We start from the raw sequence: 23030 nt of genomic DNA on the forward strand, positions 1-23030 counted from the left end.
ACCCCGCCGACCACACCTGACGACGCCCACCCATCGTCCCGCGTTGTCCGTGCGTGAGAGCGTTCACCCACGGAGCAAGTCGGTCACCCCCGACCGGCCCAGTTGCTCGGCCGAACGGCTCAGGACCCCTCGCCGGCCTGCGGGACGACGGGGCGCAAGGGCCCAGGGTGCCCGGCCGGCAGGGCCGAGCGAACCAACGGCCACGAGGCTGCGACGCACACCACGACCAGCGGCCACGTCAGCACGATCTGGGCGACGCCGAGGGCCACGACCTGGTCCGCGGCCCACAGGCCGGTGAACACCACGACCCGCACGGCGTACTGGCCGACCCACACCCAGCTCGCCCGGCAGTAGCCGCGCACGAGGTCCGGGTCGCGGCGCCACAGGGTCGGCTTGCCGGTCAGCGCGCCGACGACCAGCCCGAGCAGGGGCCAGCGGATCGCGATCGAGACGAGCCAGGCGGCGAGGCTGCCGGCGTTGGCGACGATGCGCGGCAGGAAGAAGTCCTGGGCGCGCCCGGTGTAGAGGGCGAGCAGGGCGGCGCCCACGGCGAGCAGCAGCCCGACGGCCACGGCGCGCGGGCGCTCGCCGCGCCGCGCCCGCCACAGCGCGATCCCGCCCGCGACGACGACCGCGAGGAGCCCGCCCGGCAGCACCGGCTGCGCGGCCCCCAGCGCCCCGGCCACGAGCCACCCGACGACGAACGCCGCCGACGGCACGGTGGCGTCGAGGGCCTGGCCCTTCCCGCCGAGGATCTCGGTGAAGGGGTTCGACCCGTCCCCCGCCGGGGCGTCCCCGGCGCGGTCGTCGGGCCGCCCGTCCTCGGGCACGGTCAACCGGTGGTCTCCGGGGCAGGGCTCGGAGCACGACCCTGGCGCGCCATCTCGGCGGTGAACGCCGGCGACGGCGTGCTCGGGCTCGAGATCTCGACGAGCATCCCGTTCGGGTCGGTGACGAGCATCTGGCGCCGGCCGTGGAAGAGGTCCCGTGGAGGCGCGACCAGCGGCAGCCGCAGCCGCCGGGCCTCGGCGTGCACGGCGTCCACGTCGTCGACGACGAACGTGAGGATCACCCCGGCGGGGTCGGCGCGGTACGGCGGCGGCACCAGCTCGTGGCCGACGGCCCAGATCGCGAGCTCGTGGACGTCGTCGGCGTCGGGGCCGTCGACGCGGCGCAGCGCCACGTACCAGTCGCTGTCGAAGGCGACCTCGAAACCGAGCAGGGCGACGTAGAAGTCCCGCGTCTCGGGCAGCCGGTCGGACAGGACGGTGGGGAACGAGCGGCGCATCGCCATGCGTCGGATCCTCTCTCCGGCGGGGTCTCCATCGTCCCGTACGGCCGGGCCTCCCCCGGTCGGGGGGCCGATCACCCCACTCATCCCGCGTCGTCGGCGACCGCGAGGCGGTCCGCGCCCACCGTCGCCCGGATGACCGCCCAGCACGACTCGGTCAGCTGGGTCGCGAGCTGGTCGCGGGAGGCGCCGTGCGGCTCGTCGAGCCAGTGCGCGCTCGCGGAGTCGACCATCCCGACGAGGCCGAAGGCGAGCGGGTGGGCCACCGGGGGCGGGATCTCGGCGCCCAGCGAGCCGTCGACGAGCATCCCCGCGACGTGGCCGGCGACGGTCGCGCGCACGTTCGTCGTGGCCGACTCGCCGCCGGTGCCGAACGAGGTCCGCTTGAGGTAGCGGTAGACGTTGGCGTTCGCCTCGAGCCACCCGAGGTGCGCCCGCAGCGCCTTCGCGAGCATCTCGAACGGCCGGCCCGACGGGCGCCACACCGGCTCGAGCTCGTGGACCAGCCGCTCCACCGAGCGCGCGGCGATGGCGCTCTGCAGGTCGTCGCGGCCGTCGAAGTGGCGGTAGAGCCCGGGGCGCGACACGCCCGCGCGGGCGGCGATCTGCTCGGTGGTGACCTCGGGACCGTGCTCCCCGATGGCCGCCACGGCGGCGTCGACCAGCTCGAGACGCCGGGCCTCGCGGTGTCCGGCCCAGCGCGCGGCCCGTCCGTCGACGGGCTCGTGCTCGGTCTCGGACATGGTCCGACCAGCGTGGCACCGCCTGGGCGCACCGGCCAGCGCTGGTCCGCCCGGCCTCACGGAGATTCTGAGGCGGCACCCCGTCGGTGAGAGCGCCCGCGAGATCGACCGTGAGATCGACCGGGGGATCAGCTCCGCGTGCCCACGTGCTCCCCCGCGCGCCCGACCAGTACCAGCAGGCAGCCCGCGAGCAGGCCGGCCACGACCGCGCGCCCGCCGTCGCCCGGGTCGGCGAGGGCCACCAGCGACGAGAACACCGTCACCGCCCACGCGAAGGCCGCGAGCCAGCTCGAGATGGGACGCAGGCCGGCCACGCTCGAGGTGTCCCGGCGGGCGCGGAGGGCCCGCCACGCCGCGAGCACGAAGGCGAGGACCACGGCGACGACCACCGCGACGGTGCGTCCCGTGCCGGGCGGCACGAGGCCGACGACCAGCAGCGTCGCCGCCGCCACGACGAGCGCCGCCCCGGTGACCAGCCACCCGGCCCGGCGCACGCGCACGACACCGTCGTCGGCGGCCGTCCCGATCGGCATGCGCGGCAGCGTAGTGGCGGGCGTGTCCGGTGCGCCGGACCGCACCGGAAAGCGCCGGTGGACCTGGCCCGGCCGGGCGGGTCAGACCCGCGGGCCCGGCCCGGCCTCCGGCACCACGACCGCGTCCTCGCGCTTGGCGCCCTGCGCGAACGCGCGCTCCCGGGCGGCGTACGCCCGGGCGTGGCGGGCGCCCTCGAGCAGGCGCTCCGCCGCGTGGGGCCGCAGGCGCGCCGACTCCTCGTACACCTCGGCGACGGACTCCTCCGACTCCGCGATGCGCACGGCGAGGTCGTCGATGCGCGCCCGGAGGTGCTCGGCGTGCTCGTGGGCCGATCGCAGGTCCGCCACGATGTGGCGCTCCACCCGTCGCTCCGACTCGTCCATGCGCCCTCCAGCCGACGTCGGGAAGCGCCGTGTGCCCGGCGCCACCGCCCTCCGACTAGCATGGCTCAGCCACCCGGTCGACGTCTCCGGCCGTCCAGCGGTACCGCCGCCCCCGCCGTCCGGCGCCCGGGCGGTGACGTCGGAGAGGCAGGCGCGAGGATGGATGCAGACGGGCCCCCGGTCGTCGTCGGCGTGGGCGCCTCGGCCGGCGGCGTGGAGGCGCTGCTCGAGCTGGCCGAGGGTCTCGCCCCCGACCTGCACGCCGCCGTCCTCGTCGTGCTCCACCAGCCCGCCGAGGCCCCGACCGTGCTGCCGAGCCTCATGGACAAGCGCTGCGCGCTCCCGGTCCGGCACGCGGAGGACGGCGACGACCTCGTGCCCGGCACGGTCCTGCTCGCCCCGCCGGACCACCACCTGCTGGTCGTCCGGGGCCGCGTCGAGGTCACGCGGGGACCGCGGGAGAACGGCCACCGCCCGGCGATCGACCCCCTGTTCCGGTCGATCGCCGTCGAGGCCGGACCGGCCGCGGTCGGGTGCGTGATGTCGGGGCTCCTCGACGACGGGGCCGCGGGCCTCCTGGCGCTCGTGCGCCACGGCGGGGCCGCGGTGGTGCAGGATCCGGACGAGGCCCTCTACAGCTCGATGCCGCGGGCCGCGCTCGCCCAGGTGCCGGGCGCCATCGTGCGACCGGACGCCGAGCTCGGGACGGCGTTCTCGGAGCTCGCGGCACGCCCGGTGATCGGGGCGCGACGACCCAGCCCCGGGCTCGTGCGCGAGGTCGCGGCCAGCAGAGCGGGAGCGATCGTGGACGACCAGGAGCGACCCCCGGGGCCTCCGGCGGGCCTCGTGTGCCCCGACTGCTCGGGACCGTTGTTCGACCTCAGCGAGGGCGACCTGCTGCGCTTCCGCTGCCGGGTGGGCCATGCGTGGTCGGAGCAGAGCCTCTCGAGCGTCCAGGACGACGGGATCGAGCGGGCCCTGTTCACCGCGCTCCAGGCGCTCGAGGACAAGGCCGACCTGCAGCACCGCATCGCCCGGGCCGCGACGGATCGCGGGTCCGCCCGCACCGCGGGCCGCGCCCGCGAGGCGGCCCACCAGGCGCTGGAGTCCGCCGCCCTCGTCCGTGACCTCCTCGCCGAGCGCAGGGCCGGGGACAGCGCATGACCGAGGAGGAGGGCGTGGACGAGAGCCTGGACGAGAGCACGGACGACGAGGTCATCGGCGAGGTCGACGGCGAGGTCATCGGCGAGGTCATCGGCGGGGCCGGCGGTGAGGCCGGCGGTGAGGTGCGCGACGCCGACGCCCGGGGCCAGGAGGCCGCCTTCGAGGCGCTGCTCGACTTCCTCAAGGAGAGCCGCGGCTTCGACTTCACCGGCTACAAGCGCTCGAGCATCTGGCGCCGGGTGACACGGCGGATGCAGCAGCTCGGGACCTCGACGTTCGGCGACTACCTGGACGTGCTCCAGGTCGACCAGGACGAGTTCACGCACCTGTTCAACACCGTGCTGATCAACGTGACCGGCTTCCTCCGTGACCCGGAGGCCTGGCGCGAGCTGCGGGAGGAGATCGTTCCGCAGCTGCTCGCCCCGAAGACGCGGGGAGAGGCGGTGCGCGTCTGGTCGGCGGGCTGCGCCAGCGGCGAGGAGGCCTACGGCCTGGCGATGGTGTTCGCCGAGGCCCTGGGCGTCAACGAGTTCCGCCAGCGGGTGAAGGTCTACGCCACCGACGTCGACGAGGAGGCGCTCACCACCGCCCGGCAGGCCACCTACGGCGACCGCGAGCTGCAGGCCCTGCCCGACGAGTGGCGCGAGCGCTACTTCGAGCGCACGGCCGGCAAGTACACCTTCCGCAGCGACCTGCGGCGCAGCGTCATCTTCGGCCGCAACGACCTCGTGCAGGACGCGCCGATCGGCCGGCTCGACCTGCTCGTGTGCCGCAACACGCTGATGTACCTCAACGCCGAGACCCAGGCGCAGGTCCTGCGGCGCTTCCACTTCGCGCTCAACCCCTCCGGGGTGATGTTCCTGGGCAAGGCCGAGATGCTGCTGTCGCACGGGCGGCTCTTCCTGCCCATCGACCTCAAGCGCAGGTTCTTCCGCAAGGCCGAGCAGGTCAACCAGGCCGATCGCCTGGCGGCCATGGCCGGGCGGGCCGCGCAGGCCGAGAGCCGCCGGGACGTGCATCTCGAGGACGAGACGCTGCTGTTCAGCCCGCTCGCGACCATCGTCGTGACCGCGGACGACCTCGTCGCCAAGGCCAACCAGCGGGCCGAGGCCCAGCTCGGGGTGTCCCCCCACGAGATCGGGCGCCGGTTCCCGGATCTCGAGATCTGCCACCGCATCACCGGCCTGCGCTCGTCGTACGAGGACGTGCGGCGCCACCGGACGTCGATGTGGCAGCACGAGGCGGAGTACACGCGCTCGACGTCGGAGACCCTCGTCTTCGACATCCAGATCGTGCCGCTCGAGGCGCACAGCGACGACGGCGTCTCGATCGCGCTGTTCTTCAGCGACGTCACCCGCTACCGGCGCATGACCGCCGAGCTCCAGTCGGCCCACCGGCAGGTGGAGACCGCCTACGAGGAGCTCCAGTCGACCGTCGAGGAACTGGAGACCACCAACGAGGAGCTCCAGTCCACCGTCGAGGAACTGGAGACCACCAACGAGGAGCTCCAGTCCACCGTCGAGGAGCTCGAGACCACCAACGAGGAGCTCCAGTCCACCAACGACGAGCTCCAGTCGATGAACGACGAGATGCGCCAGCGCACCGCGCAGCTCGACCACGCCAACGATTTCCTGGAGTCCGTTCTGGGCAGCCTCCGGACGGCAGTGATCGTGGTGGACACGGAGTTGATCGTGCAGGCGTGGAACGGGCGTGCCGACGACCTGTGGGGTGTGCGCAGCGAGGAGGCCGTCGGCCAGCACCTGCTCAACCTCGACTTCGGGCTGGCCACCGACCGCGTGCGGCCCCTGGTCCGCGACGTGCTGCACGGCAGCACCCCGAGGGAGGACCCGCTGCGTCTCGACGCGATCAACCGCCGCGGGCGCCCGGTCCAGCTCGCGATCGCGGTGTCGCCGCTGTCCGGCCGCGGGAGCCGGCCCGACGGAGCCATCATCCTCATGGACCACGTCGACGGCACGGCGTCGAGCGAGACCGCGGCGGGCCCGGAACCGGCGGCGACGTGAACGCCCCCGACGCCCACGGCCCCGGGCACGGCGGAGCCCCCGAGGTGCGGGCCGCCTCCGGCGACCCCCGCCTCCTCGCCGACATGCTCGACGACATCTCGGCGGAGCTCGAGACGACGAGCCCCCCCGACCGCAACGCCCTGGTCGGCGACGGCGCGGAGGCCGCCGAGAACCGCATGGTCCGCGAGACCCAGGCCTCCCTGGCACGTGCGGCGGCGACGGCGCTGCGCGGTGACGTCGGCGAGGTCGTGCGCGCCGCACGCGGGACGAAGGGCGACGCGCGGCGCGTCAAGGAGCAGACCCGCCGGAGCCGGACGGCTCGGCCGGCCGCCGCGGACGTCCCCCTCACCGACCTCGAGCGCCTCGCGCGGCAGGCCCTCGCGATCGCCGGGGACGTGGTGTGGGCGGAGATCGCCGTGCCCGTGCTCGAGGGCACCGTGGTCGAGACGTCGGCGGGGCACCTGCCGTCCGGCGTCGTGCGCGCCGTGTCGCTCGGCCCGCGCGCCGAGGTCCTGCGGTCCGCCTTCCCCGTCACCGTGGACGACGCGGGCACCGACCCCCGGTGGCCGGAGCTGCGCTCCACGCACGCCGTCGCGTTCCTGGTGCTCCCCCTCGGGCTCTCCGGGACCCTGACCCTGGCGGCCGCGGGTGCCGTCGACGACGCCGCCCGCGCCGTGGCCCGCGAGATCGCCGCGCACGGCGCCGCGCTGCTGACGTCGAACGGGGCGGCCGTCGCCTCCCGCGCGGCGTCGCGGGCGCGCTCGCTGGTGGTCACGGCGAGCACGCTGCTCGCCCGCCGGCACGAGCTCGATCCGGCGGACGGCCTCGACGCGCTGCTGGAGCGGGCGGTGTCCGCCGGCAGCACGGTCCTCGACTGCGCCGGCCACGTCGTCGACGAGCTGTCGACGCCCGCCGACGACGTTCCGCCCCGGGCCCCGGAGCCCGCGACGCTGCGCCGGGCCGTGGCCTACCTCGAGGAGCACGCGGCCGGGGACGTCGACGTCGCGGACGTCGCCGCCGCCGCGGGCCTCGGCGTGCGCGGCCTGCAGATGACCTTCCGCCGGTGGCGCAGCACCACGCCCCTGGGCCACCTGCGCGAGATCCGCCTCGCCCGCGCCCACGAGGAGCTCCGGACGTCCGACCCGCGCGGGGCCACGGTCGCGGACATCGCCCACCGCTGGCACTTCACCCACCCCGGGCGCTTCTCGGTGACCTACCGCCGCCGCTACGGCTGCTCGCCCAGCGAGACGCTGCGCGCCTGACCCCTGTCCCGGCCCGCGCGGCGCCACTACCGTCAAGGACCGTGAGCCGGGAGGTGGAGGCCGCGCGGCGGCGCTTCCTGCGCTCCGGGCGGGACGCGGTCGGGCCGGGCGTGGTCGCGCCCGCGGTGCTCGCGTCGTGGCAGCGCTGCGCCGGCGTCGACACCTCACAGCTGGCCGTCGCCGTCCCGGACGCCGCCTCCCCGGCGCCGGCCGGCGCGGCCCGGGTGCTGGACGAGGTGCACGCCCGCCACCCCGACCTCGACGCCACCGTCCTCGTCGTCGACCGGGCGGGCGTGGTGCTGCGGCGCCGCGACGGCGAGGAGACGCTCGCCGAGATCCTCGACGCGCTCGACCTCGTGCCCGGCCGCCGGCACGGCGAGCGGGACGTCGGCACCACCGCGGCCGCGGTCGCGCTGCACGAGGGCGTCGCGGTGACGGTCGAGGGCCCCGAGCACCTGCACCCCGAGCTCGGGGTGCTCGCCGCGGCCGCGGCGCCGGTCGACCCGGGCGAGCACGCCGTCGTCGTCGTGCGCCACGCCGCCGAGGGTGCCGCGCGCGATCTGCCGCTGGTCCGGGCGCTCGCCCGCGAGATCGCCGACGAGGACGCCCACGCGCGCCGCGGCCGCATCCTCGCCGTGCACGACGCGCTGGCCGCCGAGACCGCGGGCGGCGCGGTGTGGGTCGTGGCGACCGACGGTGACGACGTCGTGCTCGGCGCGGGCGCGCGCCGCCTGCCGCCCGCCGACCAGCAGGTCCTCGCCGACCTGGCCCTCGCCGGCCTCGCCCTCGAGCGCCCCGAGGCGCCGTACCACGTCGACCTGCCCTCCGGCGGGTGCGCGGAGGTGGCCGTCCGGGAGGTCCGCCACGAGGAGCGCCTGGTGGGCTGCGTCGTCGGCGCCGGGCCCGCGGTCGACGAGCAGGGCCGCCGCGAGGCGGAGGCGCGCCGCCGGCAGGGCTCGCACGTCGCGCCCACCCGCCGCCGCGACTTCGCCGCCGACCTGCGCGGCGCCGGATCCGAGGAGCGGGCGCACGCCGAGGCCCGGGTGCGCGCCAACCGCGACCTGCTCACCCCCTCGCTGCGCGCCCGCCAGGAGCTCGTGGCGAACCTCGCCCGGCGCCGCCACCAGGTGCTGGTCGGCGAGGCCGGCGTCGGCAAGCGCACGATGGCCGTCGAGCAGTTCGGGCGGCTGCACCGCGACGGGACGGTCACCGTCATCGCGACCGACGCCGCGGACGCCTCCGGCGACGGGGTGCGCGCCGCCGAGTCGCTCGCGCGCCTGGTGCACCGGCCGCCGACCCGCCCGCACCTGGTGGTGCTGCGCGGGCTGCAGGGCGTGACCCCGCTCGTCGCGCGCCGCCTCGACGAGCAGCTGCGCCTGCTGCTCGCGCGCACGGGCGACGTGGTCGTCGTGGCGTGTCTCGACACCGCGTCGGTGGACACGAGCCGCCCCTACGGCCTGCTGCTGCGCCACTTCCACGAGACCGTGCGCATCCCCGCCCTGCGCCACCGCGCCGACGAGCTCGCCGACATCGCGCTCTCGGTGCTGCGCTCGATCGGCGGCGGGCGCTCGCTGCGGCTGTCGCACCAGGTCGTGCGCGTGCTCGAGGGCTACGCGTGGCCGGGCAACGTCAGCGAGCTCGAGGACGTGCTGCGCTACGTCGTGGCGCGCAAGCCCGTCGGCGTCATCCAGGCCCCCGACCTGCCCGCCCTGTGCTTCACCCGCCGCGCGCCGCGGCTGTCGATGCTCGAGACCGCGCAGGCGGACGCGATCATCCAGGCGCTCTACGAGGCGCGGGGCAACCGCTACCAGGCCGCGGCGATGCTCGGGATCGCCCGCTCCTCGCTCTACCGCAAGATCGACGCCTTCGGGATCAGCTACATCGCGTAGGTGCGCTTCGCGCACCGGGTGTCCCGGACCCGGGTCAGTGATCGACACCGCCGGCGTGGGGGCGTCGCGGGTGGTCCCAGGATGGGACAGGCGACTGTGGTCCGCGCCACTAGCGTCGGGGCACGGCGGCCCGCGGGGGGAGCGGCCGGGCCGCCCGGCAGCGAGGAGGAGCGGCGATGAAGGCACTGGTCTACCACGGTCCCGGCACCAAGGCCTGGGAGGACGTCCCCGACGCCACGGTCCAGGAGCCGACCGACGTGGTGGTGAAGGTCGAGACGACGACGATCTGCGGCACCGACCTGCACATCCTGCAGGGCGACGTCGCCGCGGTGACCGACGGGCGCATCCTCGGCCACGAGGCCGTCGGGACGATCACCGCGGTGGGCGACGCCGTCCGCGGCTTCTCGGTGGGCGACCGGGTGCTGGTCCCCGCGATCACCAAGTGCGGGCGCTGCGAGTACTGCCAGCGCGGCATGCCGTCGCACTGCCAGACGGTCGGCGGCATCGGCTGGATCTTCGGCCACCTCATCGACGGCACCCAGGCCGAGTACGTCCGCGTCCCCTACGCCGACACCTCGCTCTACGCCGTCCCGCCGGAGGTCACCGACGAGCAGGCGATCTTCCTGGCCGACTCGCTGCCCACCGGCTACGAGGTCGGCGTGCTCGCCGGCAACGTCCGGCCCGGGCACACGGTGGCCGTGGTCGGCGCGGGCGCGGTCGGCCTCTCGGCGGTGCTCACGACGGGCCTGTGGGGCGCGTCGAAGGTCATCGCGATCGACTCCAACAAGTTCCGGCTGGAGAAGGCGCTCGAGTTCGGGGCCACCGACGTCGTCGAGGTCGGGCCGGGAACGGTCGGCGACGTCGTCGCGCTCACCGACGGGCTCGGCGTCGACGTCGCCATCGAGGCCGTCGGCTACCCGGAGACGCTGCTGACCGCGGCCTCGCTGGTCCGCCCGGGCGGCACGATCGCCAACGTCGGCGTGCACGGCACGCCCGTCGAGCTGCCGATGCAGGACATGTGGATCTCGAACGTCACGCTGACCATGGGTCTCGTCGACACCGTGTCCATCCCGACCCTGCTCAAGATGGTCGCGTCCGGCCGCATCCCGGCCGAGAAGATGGGCACGCACCGCTTCACGTTCGACCAGATCGACGAGGCCTACTCGGTCTTCGCCGACGCGGCCGCGAACCTCGCGCTCAAGGTCGTCATCACGCCCTGAGCCGCGGGCGGAACGCTCGTCGGGCGCCGGTCCCCTGCCCGGGACCGGCGCCCGACGTGGTCTGCGGTGGTGCAGCGAACGCGCTGTTCGCGGCTTCTATGCGCGCGAAGTCCCCGTTGATCACAGGCCTCACAGGAGGACGACCAGCGCCGCCAGGCCGAGGGCGAGCAGCAGCACGAGCCGGCCGACCCACGCCACGACGGCCGCCTGGGACTCCAGCCGCGCGACGACGACCTCCGGGTGGTCCTCCGGCCGGTGCTCGACCGCGGACGGGCCCGCCACGGGCGACGCCGCCGCGCCGGGACGCGCCAGCGGGGCGCGCGGCGCCGGGACGGCGACCTGCCCGTCGACGACCGTGCGTGCCTGGATGATCATGTGCTCTCCCCGCGAAGTCTCGGTGCTCGCGAAGGACGTCGGCGCAGCTCAGGGGCTCGTTAGCGGATCTCCGCGCTGTTCATCCCATGGGGTGGCGGGGGTTTCGGGACCCTCGTGCCGCGTCTGTCCCCTCAGCGCCACGGCGCGCGGGACGGCGCGGTCCGGTCGAGGAGCTGCTCGGGCAGCGGCGCCGACGGCGGCCTCGACAGCTCGAGACCGAAGACGTCCACGAGGAACTCGCGGAACTCGACGTCGAACGGCTCCTGCGACGTCGCGATGAGCCCGAGCGCCCGCCCGGGGACGTCGGGCTCCGTCACCATGGTCCCCACCGACCCCTCGGTCGGAGGGCCCCGTCCTTCTCGGGCGGGATCGGCCGGGCCAGCACGGTCATCGGCATCGGGGCGCTCCTCGGGTCGCCGCTCGGGTGCGACCGAGTGTGGCGCCGCCGCCCCGGCCCGGCGGCGAGCTTCACCCGATGCGAGCAGCGAGGGCGCCGCGGGCGGGCCGGATCGACGTCGTCGCCTCCCGCAGCTCCCGCAGCGAGGTAACGGGACGGTCACGACGCGCGATGTCCGGGGAGCCGCACCGTCGAGCTCGTCCGGGAGGGCCATGTCCACGCCCACGACGGTGCCGAGCACCTCGGCGACCATCGAGCCCGGGCGCCTGGTGGCCGGCCGCTACCTGCTGCTGGCACCGGTGGGGCGAGGCGGGTCCGGGTCGGTCCGGCGGGCCCACGACCAGCTGCTCGACCGCGAGGTCGCGGTGAGGCGGCGGCACGGCGGCCAGGCACTCGACGCGACCCGCGCCCGGATGGTCCGGGACCGGGCGCACCGCGAGGGACGCGTGGCCGCGCGCCTGCACCATCCACGGCTCGCCGCGATCTACGACATGACCGAGCTCGACGGCGAGGTCTGCCTGGTCATGGAGTACGTGGACGCCCCCTCGCTGGCGGACCTGCTGGACCGGGACGGACCGCTGCCCGCGGCCCGCGTCGCAGCGATCGGCGCGCAGATCGCCGAGGGCCTCGCCGCCATGCACCGCACCGGCGTGGTGCACCGCGACATCAAGCCCGCGAACATCATGATCGGTCCCGACGACACGGTGACGGTGACCGACTTCGGGATCGCCGTCATGGGCGCCGACCTCGGCGCGGACAGCCACCCCGTGGCCGGCACTCCCCGCTACATGGCCCCCGAGCTCGCCCTCGGGGCGCCGCCCACGGCCAAGGCCGACGTGTTCTCCCTGGGCGCCACCCTCCACGCCGCGCTCACCGGCGCCCCTCCCCGGCCCGGCGCGGCCGACCCCCTCGAGGGGCCGGCGGGGATCGATGACCTCGAGGGAACCGCGCACCCGCCCGGGCGGCTCGGCCCCGTGCTGCGCGCCCTGCTCGACCTCGATCCGGTACGACGCCCGACGGCGCCCACCGCCGCGCGCCGTCTCGGGGACGAGGCCGAGCGCGTCGCCACGGCCGCCACGATCGAGGACGGCGGGCGACCGGGCCCGGCCACGGCTGTCGCGACCCGGGTCCCCGACGGCGGGGACCACGCGGGTCCGGAGAGTGCGCAGGCCACGACACCGCGCGCCGGGCGTCACCGCGTCGGGATGGCGGGCTGGCCCCGACCCTCGCGTCGTGTCGTGGCGGGCGCGGGACTGGCCGGGCTCCTCGGCGTGGCCGGGCTGGTGGCCCTGGTGACCGTACCGGGTCCCGAGCCGTCGCCGGCGCCACCCGCGGCCGCCCTCGCGCAGGCGCCTCCGTCCCTCCCGCTCGCCGCGCCCCCGATCGTGCCCGCTGCCCCGAGCACCGCCACGTCGACCCCGCTCACCGAGGTCGCCGCGGCCGCGCCGACCCGGTCGGGACGACGGGCGCCGGCGTCGCCGCAGGACACCGCGGACGACGCTCGCTCGTCGGCGCCCGCCGAGGACCGCGGGGACGACCGCGGGGACGACGAGCAGGACGGCCCCGGGAAGAAGAAGGGCAAGGACGAGGAGAAGCGCGGCGAGGGCAGGGGCCGCGGCGACTGACCCGTCCCGACCGGGTGGGACCGCCCCGGCGGCCCCGGTGCTCGGGGACGCTCAGGCGGTGCGGCCGAAGCGCCCGCCGTCGGTGACGACGCGCTTGGGCGTGACGGCGGTGAGCCGGCCCACGAGCGGGGCGGGCACGTCCCAGTCGCCGGGTGTCCCGGTGGCGCTGGCGTCGTAGGCCGCGGTGGCCTCGACGAGGCTCTCGGCGTCGTCGGTGGTCAGGGACGAGAACCTGACGCGGGGCTTGCCGGGTCCGTCGAGGGCGACGTTGCCGGCGTGGGGGCACCCGCCGACGCACGGCACGTGGCGGACGCGCACCCCGCGGGCGGCGGCGCGGGCCAGGGCGGGATCGAGCTCGTCGCCGAACGAGCCGCTGTCGGACCCGTAGCGCGGGCACGTGCGGCAGACCAGGAGCGGCACGACGGAGGGGCCTCTCGAGCAGGGACGCGCCACGGCGGGCGCCACCGGGTGGTGACGCCCGCCGGGGGTCGGTGCGGGTCAGGGACGGACCGGGCGGAGGCCGGTCAGGGCCGGGCCTCGACGTACTGGCGGGTGGTCTCGTCGACCTGACCGGCCGGGGCGTCGAGCCCGCTGCGGGTGACCAGCGGGCTGTCCTCCTTGTGGAACCTGCCGCCCTTCATGATCGCGTGCAGCTTGTCGTGGTCCTGCAGGACCGTGATGTCCTCGAGCGGGTCGCCGTCGACGAGGATCAGGTCGGCGAGGTAGCCGGGCTGGACCTTGCCGAGCTCGTCGGGGCGCAGCATGATCTCGCCGCCCCACGCGGTGGCCGAGATGATGGCCTCCATCGGCGTGAAGCCGAGGCGCTCGACGAAGTGCTCGAGGTCGCGGGCGTAGGTGCCGTGGGGGGTCCAGGCGAAGCCGTAGTCGCCGCCGGGCAGGAGCTTGATCCCGCGGCGGTGCATCTCGCGCAGGCCGTCGGTGGCCATCTCCAGTTCCTTCTTGTAGCCGACGGCCTCGGCGGCCTCCTGCGGGAACCCGAAGGCCTCGGCCTCGTAGAGGGTGGCGATGAGCCAGTTGATGCCCGGCGCGACGAACACCCAGTCCTTGTTGGCCTCGAGCATGTCCATGCCCTCGGCGTCGGTGAACGAGGCGTGGTAGATGATGTCGACCTTGTTGCGCAGGCACATCTTCACGCTCTCGGCGGACCGGGCGTGGGCGCAGACGCGCTTGCCGCGGCGGTGGGCCTCGGTGACGGCCGCGGCCACCTCCTCGTCGGAGAAGTAGGTGTCCTCGGCGCGCTGCGTGCCCGTGATCTCCTCGCCGGTCATCGACAGCTTGATCTGGTCGACGCCGAGCTCGATCAGCTGGCGCACCGCGACCCGCATGCCCTCGGGGCCGTCCGCGAACTTCGTGATCGACTTGATGAGCGCGCCGCCGGTCACCGCGATCTCCGGGCCGTTGGCGAGGTAGCGCGGCCCGGGGATGCGGCCGGCATCGATGGCGTCGCGGCACACGACGTCGAGGCGCTCCTTGGCCGACGCCGCGCCGAGGCACATCGTGTAGCCGGAGTCGATGTACTTCTTGGCCGACTCCATCGAGAACAGCAGGTGCTCCTCGACGGGCATCATGCCGAGGCCGTCGAGGTCGGCGGAGTTGTTCCAGCTGAAGTGCGTGTGCGCGTCGCACAGACCGGACATCAGCGTGCGGCCCCGGCCCTCGACGACCTGGGCGTGCAGGGCGCGGGACTCGTCGACCGTGCCGACGGCCGCGATCCGGTCGTCCTCAACGAGCACGTCACCCGGGTACGGGTCGGCGCCGGTGGAGTCGAGGATCGAGACGTCGCGGAACAGGACCTTGGACATGACGGTCTCCTCGTCAGCGAGGGTGGTGAGGGTCAGAAGAACTTCAGGAGGTGCTCGGTGACCTCGTGGGGCTTCTCGAGCGCGGTCCAGTGGCCGCAGTCGTCGAAGACCTCGACGACCGCACCGCCGTGGCGCTCGGCGAGCTGCTGGGTGACGGCCGGGGCGCCGACGCCGTCGTCGGCCCCCGTGAGCAGCAGCAGCGGGAGGGACGGGTCGATCGGGCCGGGGTCGCCGGCGCCCGCGAGCGCCTCGCAGGACCGGGCGTAGCCCTCGGGGTCCTGGCGCAGCACGAGCTCGCGGACGGCGGCGGCCGTCGCGGGGTGGTCGCGGCGGGTGACCTCGGCGGTGGCGTTGGTCATCACCGCGTCGGCGACGTCCACCATGCCCTCGGCGCGGACCTTGGCCGCGCGGTCGTGCTGGCCCTGCTGCCCGGCCTCGGGCAGCGGCGCGGGCACGGCGCCGAGCAACGCGAGGTGCGAGACGAGCTCGGGGCGTCGGGCGGCCAGGCTGCGCACGGAGATCGTGGCCATCGAGTGCCCGACGACCCGCGCCGGACCGGCGTCGAGGCCCTCGATCAGCGCCGCGAGGTCGTTGGCGAAGCCCTCGATCGACAGGGTGCCCGCCACCGGCGAGCGTCCCGATCCCTCCATGTCCGGGCGCACGACGCGGAAGCGCTCGGCCAGCGCGGCGACCTGGGGCTGGTAGAAGTTCGACGTGCCGCCCAGGCCGTGCACCAGCACGACCAGCGGGCCGTCACCCTCGACCTCGACGGCCAGGTCCTTGCCGTTGACCTGCAATGGATCACCTTTCATCGGATGGTGTTGCGGAGTGCGCCCAAGCCGGTGATCGCGCACTCGACGACGTCGCCGGGGCGCAGGAAGCGGGGCGGGTCGAACCCGATGCCGACGCCGGCCGGGGTGCCGGTGGCGATGACGTCGCCGGGCAGCAGCGTGATCCCCGCCGAGATGACGCGGATCAGCTCCGGGACGTCGAAGATCAGGTCGGCGACCGGGGCCTTCTGGCGGGGCTCGCCGTTGACCGTGCAGGAGACCTCGAGCGCCCCGAGGTCGCCGACCTCGTCGGCGGTGACGGCCCACGGACCCATCGGGGCGTGGGTGTCGAGCGACTTGCCGAGCAGCCACTGCTTGTGGTCGCGCTGCACGTCGCGGGCGGTGACGTCGTTGATGATCGTGTAGCCCCAGACGTGGTCGAGGGCCTGCTCCGAGGAGATGCCCCGGCCGCCCTTGCCGATGATCACGCCGAGCTCGGACTCGTAGTCGAGCTCCGAGGTCACCGACGGGTGGGACTCGACGTCGTCGTACGGGCCGGTCACCGCCGTCGTGGCCTTGGAGAAGACGATCGGCTTGGCGGGCAGGTCCTCGGAGCGCTGCGGGGTGTCGTAGCCCGAGCGACCGAACTCGGCGACGTGCTCGCGGTAGTTCTTCCCGACCGCGAAGAGGTCGCGGCGCGGCTCGGGGATCGGCGCGCGCAGCCGCGCGCCCTCCACCACCGGGAGGTCGCCGGCCGCGGCGATCGCGGGACCGAGACGGTCCCACTCCTCGATGACCTCGAGCAGCGAGCGGTCGCCGACCACCGCGCCGAGGTCCCGGAGCGTCGCCCCGTCGTCGTCGACCCGACCGAGCGCCTCGCGCCCGTCCTCGACGAACGTCGCCAGTTTCATGGACTCCTCCACCGCGCCCTCGGGAAGCTTCCGAGTGGCGCATACCCGACCGATCTCGACCAATCGCCGCGTGTGGTGCACCACGGTCACAGGATCGACCGTACGACGTGGCGAAGTAGATGCCAATAGGACGGATGCGATAGCATTGGTCCGTTATTGGTCAGGAGGTGGACGATGGCGGCGCCCTTCGCCGACGAGCCCCCGGAGCCGACGCCCGGCCCGGTGGCCCGGCGGCTGCGCACCCTGCTCGAGCAGGGACTCTCCGACGGGACACTGGCGACCGGATCGAAGATCCCCACCGAGCGCGCCCTCAGCGAGAGACTCGGCGCCTCCCGCGGTGCCGTCCGCGCCGCCCTGGCCGAGCTCGAGCGCGAGGGGCGGATCACCCGCCACGTCGGGCGCGGGACGTTCCTCGCCGAGCTCAGCCAGGACCTCGGCCTGCCGGTCGGTCTCGGTGGACCATTGCAGACCAGCCCGGCCGAGATCATGGCCACGAGGCTGGTGCTCGAACCCGAGGTCGCCGCGCTCGCGGCCCGGCACGCCACCCAGGCCGACATCGACCACGTCGAGCACTGCCTGCGACGCGGCAACGCCACCACCACCTACGAGGAGTTCGAGGCCTGGGACTCCGCCCTGCACCGGGCCATCGCCGCCGCCGCGCACAACGGGCTGCTGCTCCGGCTGTTCGACACCATGAACGCCGCCCGCGACCTCCCGGTCTGGGGCAACATCAAGCGCCGCTCCGCCACCCCCGAACGACGTCGCGGGTACGAGCAGTGCCACGGCGAGATCGTCACCGCGCTCGTCGACCGCGACCCCGACGCGGCGCGCGACCACATGCGCGCCCACCTCGTCGACGTCCGGACGAACCTCCTCGGGGCGCACTGACCCCCCGGCCCTCCCGGCGGTGCCCTGGCGACCTCAGACCTTCGCCGCCCGCTGCGCCTGTCGGCGGGCCCGGACCATCTTGACGATGTAGCCGGGCGTCGGTGGGAGCCAGCCGAGCTGCCGGCCCATCGTCATGTCGTCCCGGTTGGCCCAGTGCTCGGCGATCAGGCCGCCCTCCATCCGGAACCAGTGGGTCTGCGTCACCGCGAAGGTCCGGCCGCACGACGGGAAGACCGCACGGACCGCGCCGTCCGGCCCGTAGGCCGTCAACGTCCCCTGCTGCCGCCCGCTCATCGTCGTGTGCAGGACGACCAGGTCGCCGTCCTGCACGGCCCGGTGGACCTCCCAGTGCATGTCGACGAAGGCCTCCCGCAACCGGACCGCGCTGCGGTACAGGCCCTGCGGCCCGCGCAGTGGGGGGTGGTCGTCGGCTTCCCGGTCGAGCGCGTCGGGGGCGTAGACCTCGGCGAAGTCGTCGACCGTGCCCGCCGTCATGATCTCCATGGCCCGGAGGCACGTGGCCTTGTCGCCGGTGGGGTTCGCGCTCGTGGCGTCCATCCGTGCTCCCGCGTCTCGACGAGGAAGGCCAGGGTGCCCGAGCGCCCACCGGCCGAGAAGCGGCCGTCAGGCGTCACTTCCGCGGGTGTCCGGCGCGCCACGGACCGTGCCGGGGTGGCGCGCGACGGACGTCCCGGGCGTCACGGCGCGCTGAGGGTCGTGATGCCGTCGCCGACGAGCTTGAGCCCGATGACCACGAGGAGCACGGCCATGATCGCCGCGTTGTGGGTCGTCAGCCACCGCCGGAGCCCGTCGAGGAGGTCGGCGCTGCGGGTGCCGAGCGCGTAGTAGACGCCGAGGGGCAGCCCCGGCCCCAGGGTGCCGAGGACGACGAACACGGCGAGGGCGACGGCCTGACCGCCGACGCCGATCCCGGTCTGGGCGATGGCGGTCGCGGCGGCGACGACGAGCAGGAGGTTCTTCGGGTTCACCGCCGACAGCGCGGCGGCGAGCCCGAACGCCCTGCCCGGCCCGAAGGCGTCGATCGAGCTCATCCAGCCCGGCAGCGCCGGCTGCTCGTCGCCATGGGGTCGACCCCGCCACTGGCGGACCGCGAGGACGATCAGCCCGACGCCGAGCAGCATCTCGACGATCGACAACCAGCGGGCGGGACGGGCTGGACCGTCGGACACCCCGGCACCGGCGGAGATGGCCAGGACGACGGCGCCGGCCAGGGCGAGCCCGAGCACCCAGCCGGCGATGAACGCCGGTCCGTTGGTCCGCCCGCGCGGCGTCGCGAGCATCAGCACGACCGCGATGATCGGGATGGGGCTCAGGGCGACGCCGACGCCGAGCGGCAGCACCGCCCCGATCGCCGCGCCCATCAGGGGGTGACGACGGCGAAGCCGGGGTCGGGGGGATCGAGGACCCCGAGCAGGGTGCTCAGGACGTCGCCGGTGCCGTCGACGGTCAGGCGGCCCGAGGACGTGAGGACCTCGGGTGTCGTGGCGCCGGCGAACAGGCCCACCAGGTCGGACCGACCGATCGTGACCCGCGCGTCCGCGCCGTCGCGCGCGGTGCCCTCGCCATGGGTGAGGACGCCGTTGGCGAGGCGGGACCAGTAGGCGGTGCCGTCGATGGTCCAGTCCGCGGCCAGGGTGAGGTGCCAGGCTTTCGGGCCGTCGACCTGAATGGCGACGCTGTCGAAGAGCTGGTCGAGGGTGAGCTGGGCGATCATGTCCGGGGACGCCGTGGTGGTCGGGGTGCCCGCGCTGACGCCGCGCAGTTCGGCGGCGCCGGTGAGGTAGAAGTTGCGCCAGGTGCCGTTCTCGGCGCCGAAGCCCAGCTGCTCGAGGGCGGCGGCCTCGAGCTCGCGGGCCTCGGTGTTGCCCGGCTCGGCGAACACGAGGTGCGCGACCAGCTCGGCGACCCAGCGGAAGTCCCCGGCGTCGAAGGCGCGGCGTCCGGCGGCGAGGACCGCGTCCGGGCCGCCGATGGCCTCGACGTAGCGCTGCCCGGCGGCTTCGGGCGGGTGGCGCCAGAGGTTGGCGGGGTTGCCGTCGAACCAGCCCATGTAGCGCTGGTAGACCGCCTTGACGTTGTGGCTGATGGAGCCGTAGTAGCCGTGGGTGTTCCAGGCGCCCTCGAGGGCGGGCGGCATCTCCAGCATCTCGGCGATCTCCGCGCCCACGTGGCCCTTGTTGAGCAGGCGCAGGGTCTGGTCGTGCTGGTAGGCGTAGAGGTCGCGCTGCTCGGAGAGCAGTCGCACGATCCGTTCGCCACCCCAGGTGGGCCAGTGGTGGGAGGCGAACTCGACGTCGGTGGCGTCGGCGAACAAGTCGATGGCCTCGGTGAGGTAGTGGGCCCAGGCGTGCGGGTCGCGCACCAGCGCGCCGCGCAGGGTCAGCAGGTTGTGCAGGGTGTGGGTGGCGTTCTCGGCCATGCACAGGGCGCGCCGGTCGGGGAAGTGGAAGTTCATCTCCGCGGGCGCCTCGGTGCCCGGGGTGACCTGGAAGACGATGCGGACACCGTCGAGGGTCTCCTCCTGTCCGGTGTGGGTGATGTCGGTGGTGGGCGGGATGAGGGTGACGGTGCCGGTGGAGGTGGTCATGCCCAGCCCGGCGCCCATCTGGCCGGCAGGTCCGACGGGCAGCGCGGCGCCGTACATGTATGCCGCGCGGCGTCCCATCGCGGTGCCGGCGTAGACGTTCTCGGCGACGGCGTGCTCGAGGAAGCCCCGCGGGGCGAGGACCGGGACGCGGCCGGTGGCGACGTCGCCGCCCGAGACCACGCCGCGGACGCCGCCGAAGTGGTCGACGTGGCTGTGGGTGTAGATCACGGCCGTGACCGGGCGGTCGCCGCGGTGCTCGCGGTAGAGCGCGAGGCCGGCGGCGGCGGTCTCGGTGGAGATCAACGGATCGATGACGATCACGCCGCGGTCGCCCTCGACGATCGTCATGTTCGACAGGTCCAGCCCGCGGACCTGGTAGATCCCGTCGGTGACCTCGTAGAGGCCGTGCATCGCGACGAGCTGGGCCTGGCGCCACAGACTCGGGTTGACGGTGTCGGGGCGTGCCCCGGACAGGGTGGGGGTCCAGGTCTCGGCGTTCCAGACGACGCGGCCGTCGTCGGCGTGGACGAGCCCGTCGGGGATCGTGCCGAGGTAGCCGCGGCGGGCGTCGTCGAACGCGGCGTCGTCGGCGAACGGGAAGCGGGACTCCAGCGCGGACGCCGCCGCGACGATCTCGGGCCGGGCGGTCGGGGCGGTGTCGTCGGCCACGGTGACCTCGTCCTCTCACGGGTGGCGCCTCGCAGCGTGGGCCGAGGCGGTGTCGCCCCCTCACGCTGCCGAGGGATCGCGCCCGCGGCCTCACCCGCGGTGGGTGGATCGGACGCCCGGAGGGGTCCAGCGCGCCCGTTCGGTCCCGTCATCGACCGCGGGCACGTCGACGTGCACCGCCGGCCGGTCTCCCGGGCGGCCCGCCACGCGAGCGGTCGGGCGCTACGTGTGGTCGCGGAGGCGGCGGCCGAACGTGGTGGCTCCGGTCAGGCGGGCGTCGCGGGCCACGCCGGCCAGGTCGACGACGTCCTGGTCGCGCAGCCACGCGGACAGGGTCGGGAGGCCGACGGGCGGGGTGTCGATGTCGTCGACGTCGCCGGGGTGGTCGAGGCTGTCACGCGTGGGACGGCGGATGCGCGGCACGGGGCCTGCCCTCGAGGCCGTGACGGGCTTCGAGCCGGCTCGGGCGGTGCACCGGCGGTCGGCTCCTGTGGTGAACCGACTCCGCGGGAACCCGTACGGGCGCCCGATCCTCGGCCGCCCAGGGAGTCGAGCGCCGAGGGCCGGCCACCGGTCCAGGGGTCAGCCGCTGGTCGGTCGGCTCGCGGCGTCCTTTCACCATCGACGCGTGGGAGTGCATCGAAGGGGCTCAGCTGGGGCCGCAGCTGCTGGCCGCGGCGGAACACGGCGGGCTCGATGCGGCCCGAACGTGGTTGTCCGCACGCGGCTCGAGCTGGACCGACGCCCCTCCGCAGAGGAGCGGCTGACGCACCTCGTCGTCGGAGGACGTCTGGGATGGCGATCGTCGTCTACGGCGTGTCGGTGGTGTCGGCCCTGCCGCCCGCGCCGCGGAGGTGTCGCAGTCCTGGTCCCTGCTCACTGACAGGTGGGTGGCTCAGGCCCGCGCGGGCGGGTCCGGGCAGCGCCGTGACGTCACCGGGCCCGAGGTGGTCTCCGCAGCTCGTGCACGTCAGGAAGCTGCGCACGGACCCGCCGCAGCCGGTGTGCTGGAGCAGGCGGGTGGGGCCCTCGGGATGGGGATAGTAGGTCTCGCCCCACTCCAGCAGGCGCGCGAGCACGTCGAGCAGTTCCGCGCCCTTGGCGGTGATCCGGTACTCGTAGCGCTCGGGATGCTGCTGGTAGAGCTCGCGCTCGATGAGCTGGTGCTCTTCGAGGTGGCTGAGCCGGCGGGTCAGCACGCTGCGTGTGACCCCGAGGCTGCCCACGAGGTCGTCGAACCGCACGAAGCCCAGGAACAGGTCCCGCAGGATCAGCAGGGTCCAGCGCTGCCCGACGACTTCGAGCGCGCGTGCGGCCGCGCAGACCTGATCGTCGTAGTCGCTGCCCAACACGAGGTCGATCTTAGACCCCGAGTCGCATGACGAAACGCACTCGCTACAGTGCGTCGCATGACCGAACCCGCCACCGAGCAGATCGAGATCGGCCGCTCGGAAGAGGCTCCGGTGGGCCACACGCGTCGCGCCCGTCTGCTGGGGCTCTCCGGCCTGGGGGTCGTGCTGATCGCTGGGCTGCTCCTCGCCATGGCCCAGGGGGCCATCGCGGCGTCGTTCACGATCGCCGGGGTGGCGGGCAAGCTCTCCGCCGATCGTTTCGTCGCCCAGGGCGTCGCGCAGTACCCATCGGTGCAGAACACCGAGGAGGCCGCGGTCCCGGTGTTCACCTCCGGATTCCGGCAGGCGCAGGCCGCCAACTTCTGTTTCTCGGTCCCGGTGATCGACCTGGCTGGTGTCGGACCGGTCGTTCTGCGGATCACCACGCCGGGCGCCGAGGGCTTCCAGGCCGACAACCTGCTCACCACCGCCGAGCAGATCGACGGGGACCTCGTGCAGCGCAACGTCGAGCTCGGCCGCGACGCGAGCGAACTGGACAAGGGACCGGCCGACGCCACGGGCCAGCCCGGCGGGTTCGGTCTGCAGTCCGACACCCTCGAGGTCGACAACATCCGCATCATCACCCGCTCGGTCACTGCCGGCACGTTGCGGCTCAACCAGGTCCGGATCGCCATCAGGCCCCAGGAGCGGGAGTGCTACTGATGGGCGGACCGACGCGCGCGGGCGGGTTCCGCCGGTGGCGGCGCACCCGCCCGTTCTGGGGCGGGCTGGGCATCCTGCTCGGCGCGGCGGTCGTGCTCGCCATCCCCTTCGTCACCCTGCGCATCGGTGAGATCACCGTGTCGCTGTCCACCCCGGGAGGCTCCGCCGCCACCCTGGTCGCCGCGGTCCTGGCCTGTTGCGGCGCCGGCGCCTGGTGGCGCCCGGAGCTCAAGACCGCCGCCGGGGTCATCGCCATGATCGCCGCGCTGGTCGGGGTCGTCACCACCAACCTCGGCGGACTGATCGTCGGCAGCCTTCTCGCCGTCCTCGGCGCCGCGGCGACGCTGGCCTGGACCCCGACCCCCCGCGCACCCCGTGCCGACACCCAGCCCTGACCGCAGCG

General features: G+C 74.6%; 25 protein-coding genes. 9 read left to right on the forward strand and 16 right to left on the reverse strand.

Annotated features, from left to right (window positions below):
• Positions 1-119: 119 nt before the first annotated feature.
• The 5 genes from ACYX4T_RS14775 to ACYX4T_RS14795 all read right to left on the reverse strand — a co-directional run bounded on the left by ACYX4T_RS14775 (position 120) and on the right by ACYX4T_RS14795 (position 2951).
• Complete coding sequence (locus ACYX4T_RS14775; protein WP_476015282.1) at positions 120-830, reverse strand: DUF3159 domain-containing protein; 711 nt, start codon at positions 828-830, stop codon at positions 120-122.
• 2 nt (positions 831-832) lie between these two features.
• The gene (locus ACYX4T_RS14780; RefSeq protein ID WP_476010057.1) at positions 833-1294 is read right to left on the reverse strand and encodes a VOC family protein; all 462 of its coding nucleotides are present in this window, start codon (positions 1292-1294) and stop codon (positions 833-835) included.
• 80 nt (positions 1295-1374) lie between these two features.
• Positions 1375-2034 (reverse strand): TetR/AcrR family transcriptional regulator, encoded by a 660-nt coding sequence (locus ACYX4T_RS14785; protein ID WP_476010058.1) that lies wholly within the window; start codon positions 2032-2034, stop codon positions 1375-1377.
• A gap of 128 nt (positions 2035-2162) precedes the next feature.
• On the reverse strand, positions 2163-2567 hold the full coding sequence (locus ACYX4T_RS14790) for a hypothetical protein (RefSeq protein ID WP_476010059.1): 405 nt from the start codon (positions 2565-2567) through the stop codon (positions 2163-2165).
• A gap of 81 nt (positions 2568-2648) precedes the next feature.
• Positions 2649-2951 carry a hypothetical protein gene (locus ACYX4T_RS14795; RefSeq protein ID WP_476010060.1) on the reverse strand — a complete coding sequence of 101 codons (303 nt, stop codon included), beginning with the start codon at positions 2949-2951 and terminating at the stop codon, positions 2649-2651.
• A gap of 159 nt (positions 2952-3110) precedes the next feature.
• Between ACYX4T_RS14795 and ACYX4T_RS14800 the strand changes: the two genes are divergently transcribed.
• From ACYX4T_RS14800 to ACYX4T_RS14820, 5 genes are all read left to right on the forward strand, one after another.
• Entirely contained in the window at positions 3111-4115 is a 1005-nt protein-coding gene (locus tag ACYX4T_RS14800; protein ID WP_476010061.1) for a chemotaxis protein CheB, read from the forward strand.
• Positions 4112-6136 carry a CheR family methyltransferase gene (locus ACYX4T_RS14805; RefSeq protein ID WP_476010062.1) on the forward strand — a complete coding sequence of 675 codons (2025 nt, stop codon included), beginning with the start codon at positions 4112-4114 and terminating at the stop codon, positions 6134-6136. The genes ACYX4T_RS14800 and ACYX4T_RS14805 overlap by 4 nt, the downstream gene beginning before the upstream one ends.
• The gene (locus ACYX4T_RS14810; RefSeq protein ID WP_476010063.1) at positions 6133-7398 is read left to right on the forward strand and encodes a helix-turn-helix transcriptional regulator; all 1266 of its coding nucleotides are present in this window, start codon (positions 6133-6135) and stop codon (positions 7396-7398) included. The genes ACYX4T_RS14805 and ACYX4T_RS14810 overlap by 4 nt, the downstream gene beginning before the upstream one ends.
• 41 nt (positions 7399-7439) lie before the next feature.
• The gene (locus tag ACYX4T_RS14815) at positions 7440-9287 is read left to right on the forward strand and encodes a helix-turn-helix domain-containing protein (protein WP_476010064.1); all 1848 of its coding nucleotides are present in this window, start codon (positions 7440-7442) and stop codon (positions 9285-9287) included.
• Between the two features lie 176 nt (positions 9288-9463).
• Positions 9464-10507 carry an alcohol dehydrogenase catalytic domain-containing protein gene (locus tag ACYX4T_RS14820; RefSeq protein WP_476010065.1) on the forward strand — a complete coding sequence of 348 codons (1044 nt, stop codon included), beginning with the start codon at positions 9464-9466 and terminating at the stop codon, positions 10505-10507.
• A 129-nt stretch (positions 10508-10636) separates the two neighbouring features.
• Here ACYX4T_RS14820 and ACYX4T_RS14825 read toward each other — a convergent pair whose 3' ends face one another.
• Together ACYX4T_RS14825 and ACYX4T_RS14830 are read right to left on the reverse strand one after the other, a co-directional pair.
• Positions 10637-10882 (reverse strand): hypothetical protein, encoded by a 246-nt coding sequence (locus ACYX4T_RS14825; RefSeq protein ID WP_476010066.1) that lies wholly within the window; start codon positions 10880-10882, stop codon positions 10637-10639.
• A gap of 131 nt (positions 10883-11013) precedes the next feature.
• The gene (locus ACYX4T_RS14830; protein WP_476010067.1) at positions 11014-11202 is read right to left on the reverse strand and encodes a hypothetical protein; all 189 of its coding nucleotides are present in this window, start codon (positions 11200-11202) and stop codon (positions 11014-11016) included.
• Between the two features lie 289 nt (positions 11203-11491).
• Between ACYX4T_RS14830 and ACYX4T_RS14835 the strand changes: the two genes are divergently transcribed.
• A complete protein-coding gene (locus tag ACYX4T_RS14835) occupies positions 11492-12904 on the forward strand; it encodes a serine/threonine-protein kinase (RefSeq protein WP_476010068.1) in 1413 nt (470 codons plus the stop codon).
• A gap of 51 nt (positions 12905-12955) precedes the next feature.
• Here the strand turns inward: ACYX4T_RS14835 and ACYX4T_RS14840 are convergent, their stop codons facing one another.
• From ACYX4T_RS14840 to ACYX4T_RS14855, 4 genes are all read right to left on the reverse strand, one after another.
• Positions 12956-13324 carry a DUF1636 family protein gene (locus ACYX4T_RS14840; RefSeq protein WP_476010069.1) on the reverse strand — a complete coding sequence of 123 codons (369 nt, stop codon included), beginning with the start codon at positions 13322-13324 and terminating at the stop codon, positions 12956-12958.
• A 104-nt stretch (positions 13325-13428) separates the two neighbouring features.
• Positions 13429-14727, reverse strand: coding sequence for a metal-dependent hydrolase family protein (locus ACYX4T_RS14845; protein ID WP_476010070.1), 1299 nt, complete (start codon positions 14725-14727; stop codon positions 13429-13431).
• A gap of 32 nt (positions 14728-14759) precedes the next feature.
• Entirely contained in the window at positions 14760-15539 is a 780-nt protein-coding gene (locus tag ACYX4T_RS14850; protein WP_476010071.1) for an alpha/beta fold hydrolase, read from the reverse strand.
• Entirely contained in the window at positions 15536-16408 is an 873-nt protein-coding gene (locus tag ACYX4T_RS14855; RefSeq protein ID WP_476010072.1) for a fumarylacetoacetate hydrolase family protein, read from the reverse strand. Before ACYX4T_RS14855 ends, ACYX4T_RS14850 begins: the two co-directional genes overlap by 4 nt.
• 174 nt (positions 16409-16582) lie before the next feature.
• Here ACYX4T_RS14855 and ACYX4T_RS14860 point away from each other — a divergent pair, with 174 nt between their 5' ends.
• Positions 16583-17296: a FadR/GntR family transcriptional regulator gene (locus tag ACYX4T_RS14860; RefSeq protein ID WP_476010073.1), complete on the forward strand. Its 714-nt coding sequence runs from the start codon at positions 16583-16585 to the stop codon at positions 17294-17296.
• A 33-nt stretch (positions 17297-17329) separates the two neighbouring features.
• Here the strand turns inward: ACYX4T_RS14860 and ACYX4T_RS14865 are convergent, their stop codons facing one another.
• From ACYX4T_RS14865 to ACYX4T_RS14885, 5 genes are all read right to left on the reverse strand, one after another.
• Complete coding sequence (locus ACYX4T_RS14865) at positions 17330-17854, reverse strand: ester cyclase (protein WP_476010074.1); 525 nt, start codon at positions 17852-17854, stop codon at positions 17330-17332.
• 140 nt (positions 17855-17994) lie between these two features.
• Positions 17995-18678: a GAP family protein gene (locus ACYX4T_RS14870; RefSeq protein ID WP_476010075.1), complete on the reverse strand. Its 684-nt coding sequence runs from the start codon at positions 18676-18678 to the stop codon at positions 17995-17997.
• Positions 18678-20573 (reverse strand): alkyl/aryl-sulfatase, encoded by a 1896-nt coding sequence (locus tag ACYX4T_RS14875; protein ID WP_476010076.1) that lies wholly within the window; start codon positions 20571-20573, stop codon positions 18678-18680. Before ACYX4T_RS14875 ends, ACYX4T_RS14870 begins: the two co-directional genes overlap by 1 nt.
• Before the next feature lie 222 nt (positions 20574-20795).
• Complete coding sequence (locus ACYX4T_RS14880; RefSeq protein ID WP_476010077.1) at positions 20796-20996, reverse strand: hypothetical protein; 201 nt, start codon at positions 20994-20996, stop codon at positions 20796-20798.
• Between the two features lie 386 nt (positions 20997-21382).
• On the reverse strand, positions 21383-21925 hold the full coding sequence (locus tag ACYX4T_RS14885; protein ID WP_476010078.1) for a winged helix-turn-helix transcriptional regulator: 543 nt from the start codon (positions 21923-21925) through the stop codon (positions 21383-21385).
• A gap of 57 nt (positions 21926-21982) precedes the next feature.
• Between ACYX4T_RS14885 and ACYX4T_RS14890 the strand changes: the two genes are divergently transcribed.
• Both ACYX4T_RS14890 and ACYX4T_RS14895 read left to right on the forward strand, forming a co-directional pair.
• The gene (locus tag ACYX4T_RS14890) at positions 21983-22627 is read left to right on the forward strand and encodes a DUF6230 family protein (protein ID WP_476010079.1); all 645 of its coding nucleotides are present in this window, start codon (positions 21983-21985) and stop codon (positions 22625-22627) included.
• Positions 22627-23022: a DUF6114 domain-containing protein gene (locus ACYX4T_RS14895; protein WP_476010080.1), complete on the forward strand. Its 396-nt coding sequence runs from the start codon at positions 22627-22629 to the stop codon at positions 23020-23022. The genes ACYX4T_RS14890 and ACYX4T_RS14895 overlap by 1 nt, the downstream gene beginning before the upstream one ends.
• Positions 23023-23030: the final 8 nt, after the last annotated feature.

Source organism: Actinomycetospora sp. ABD4_176 (genome assembly GCF_056311855.1).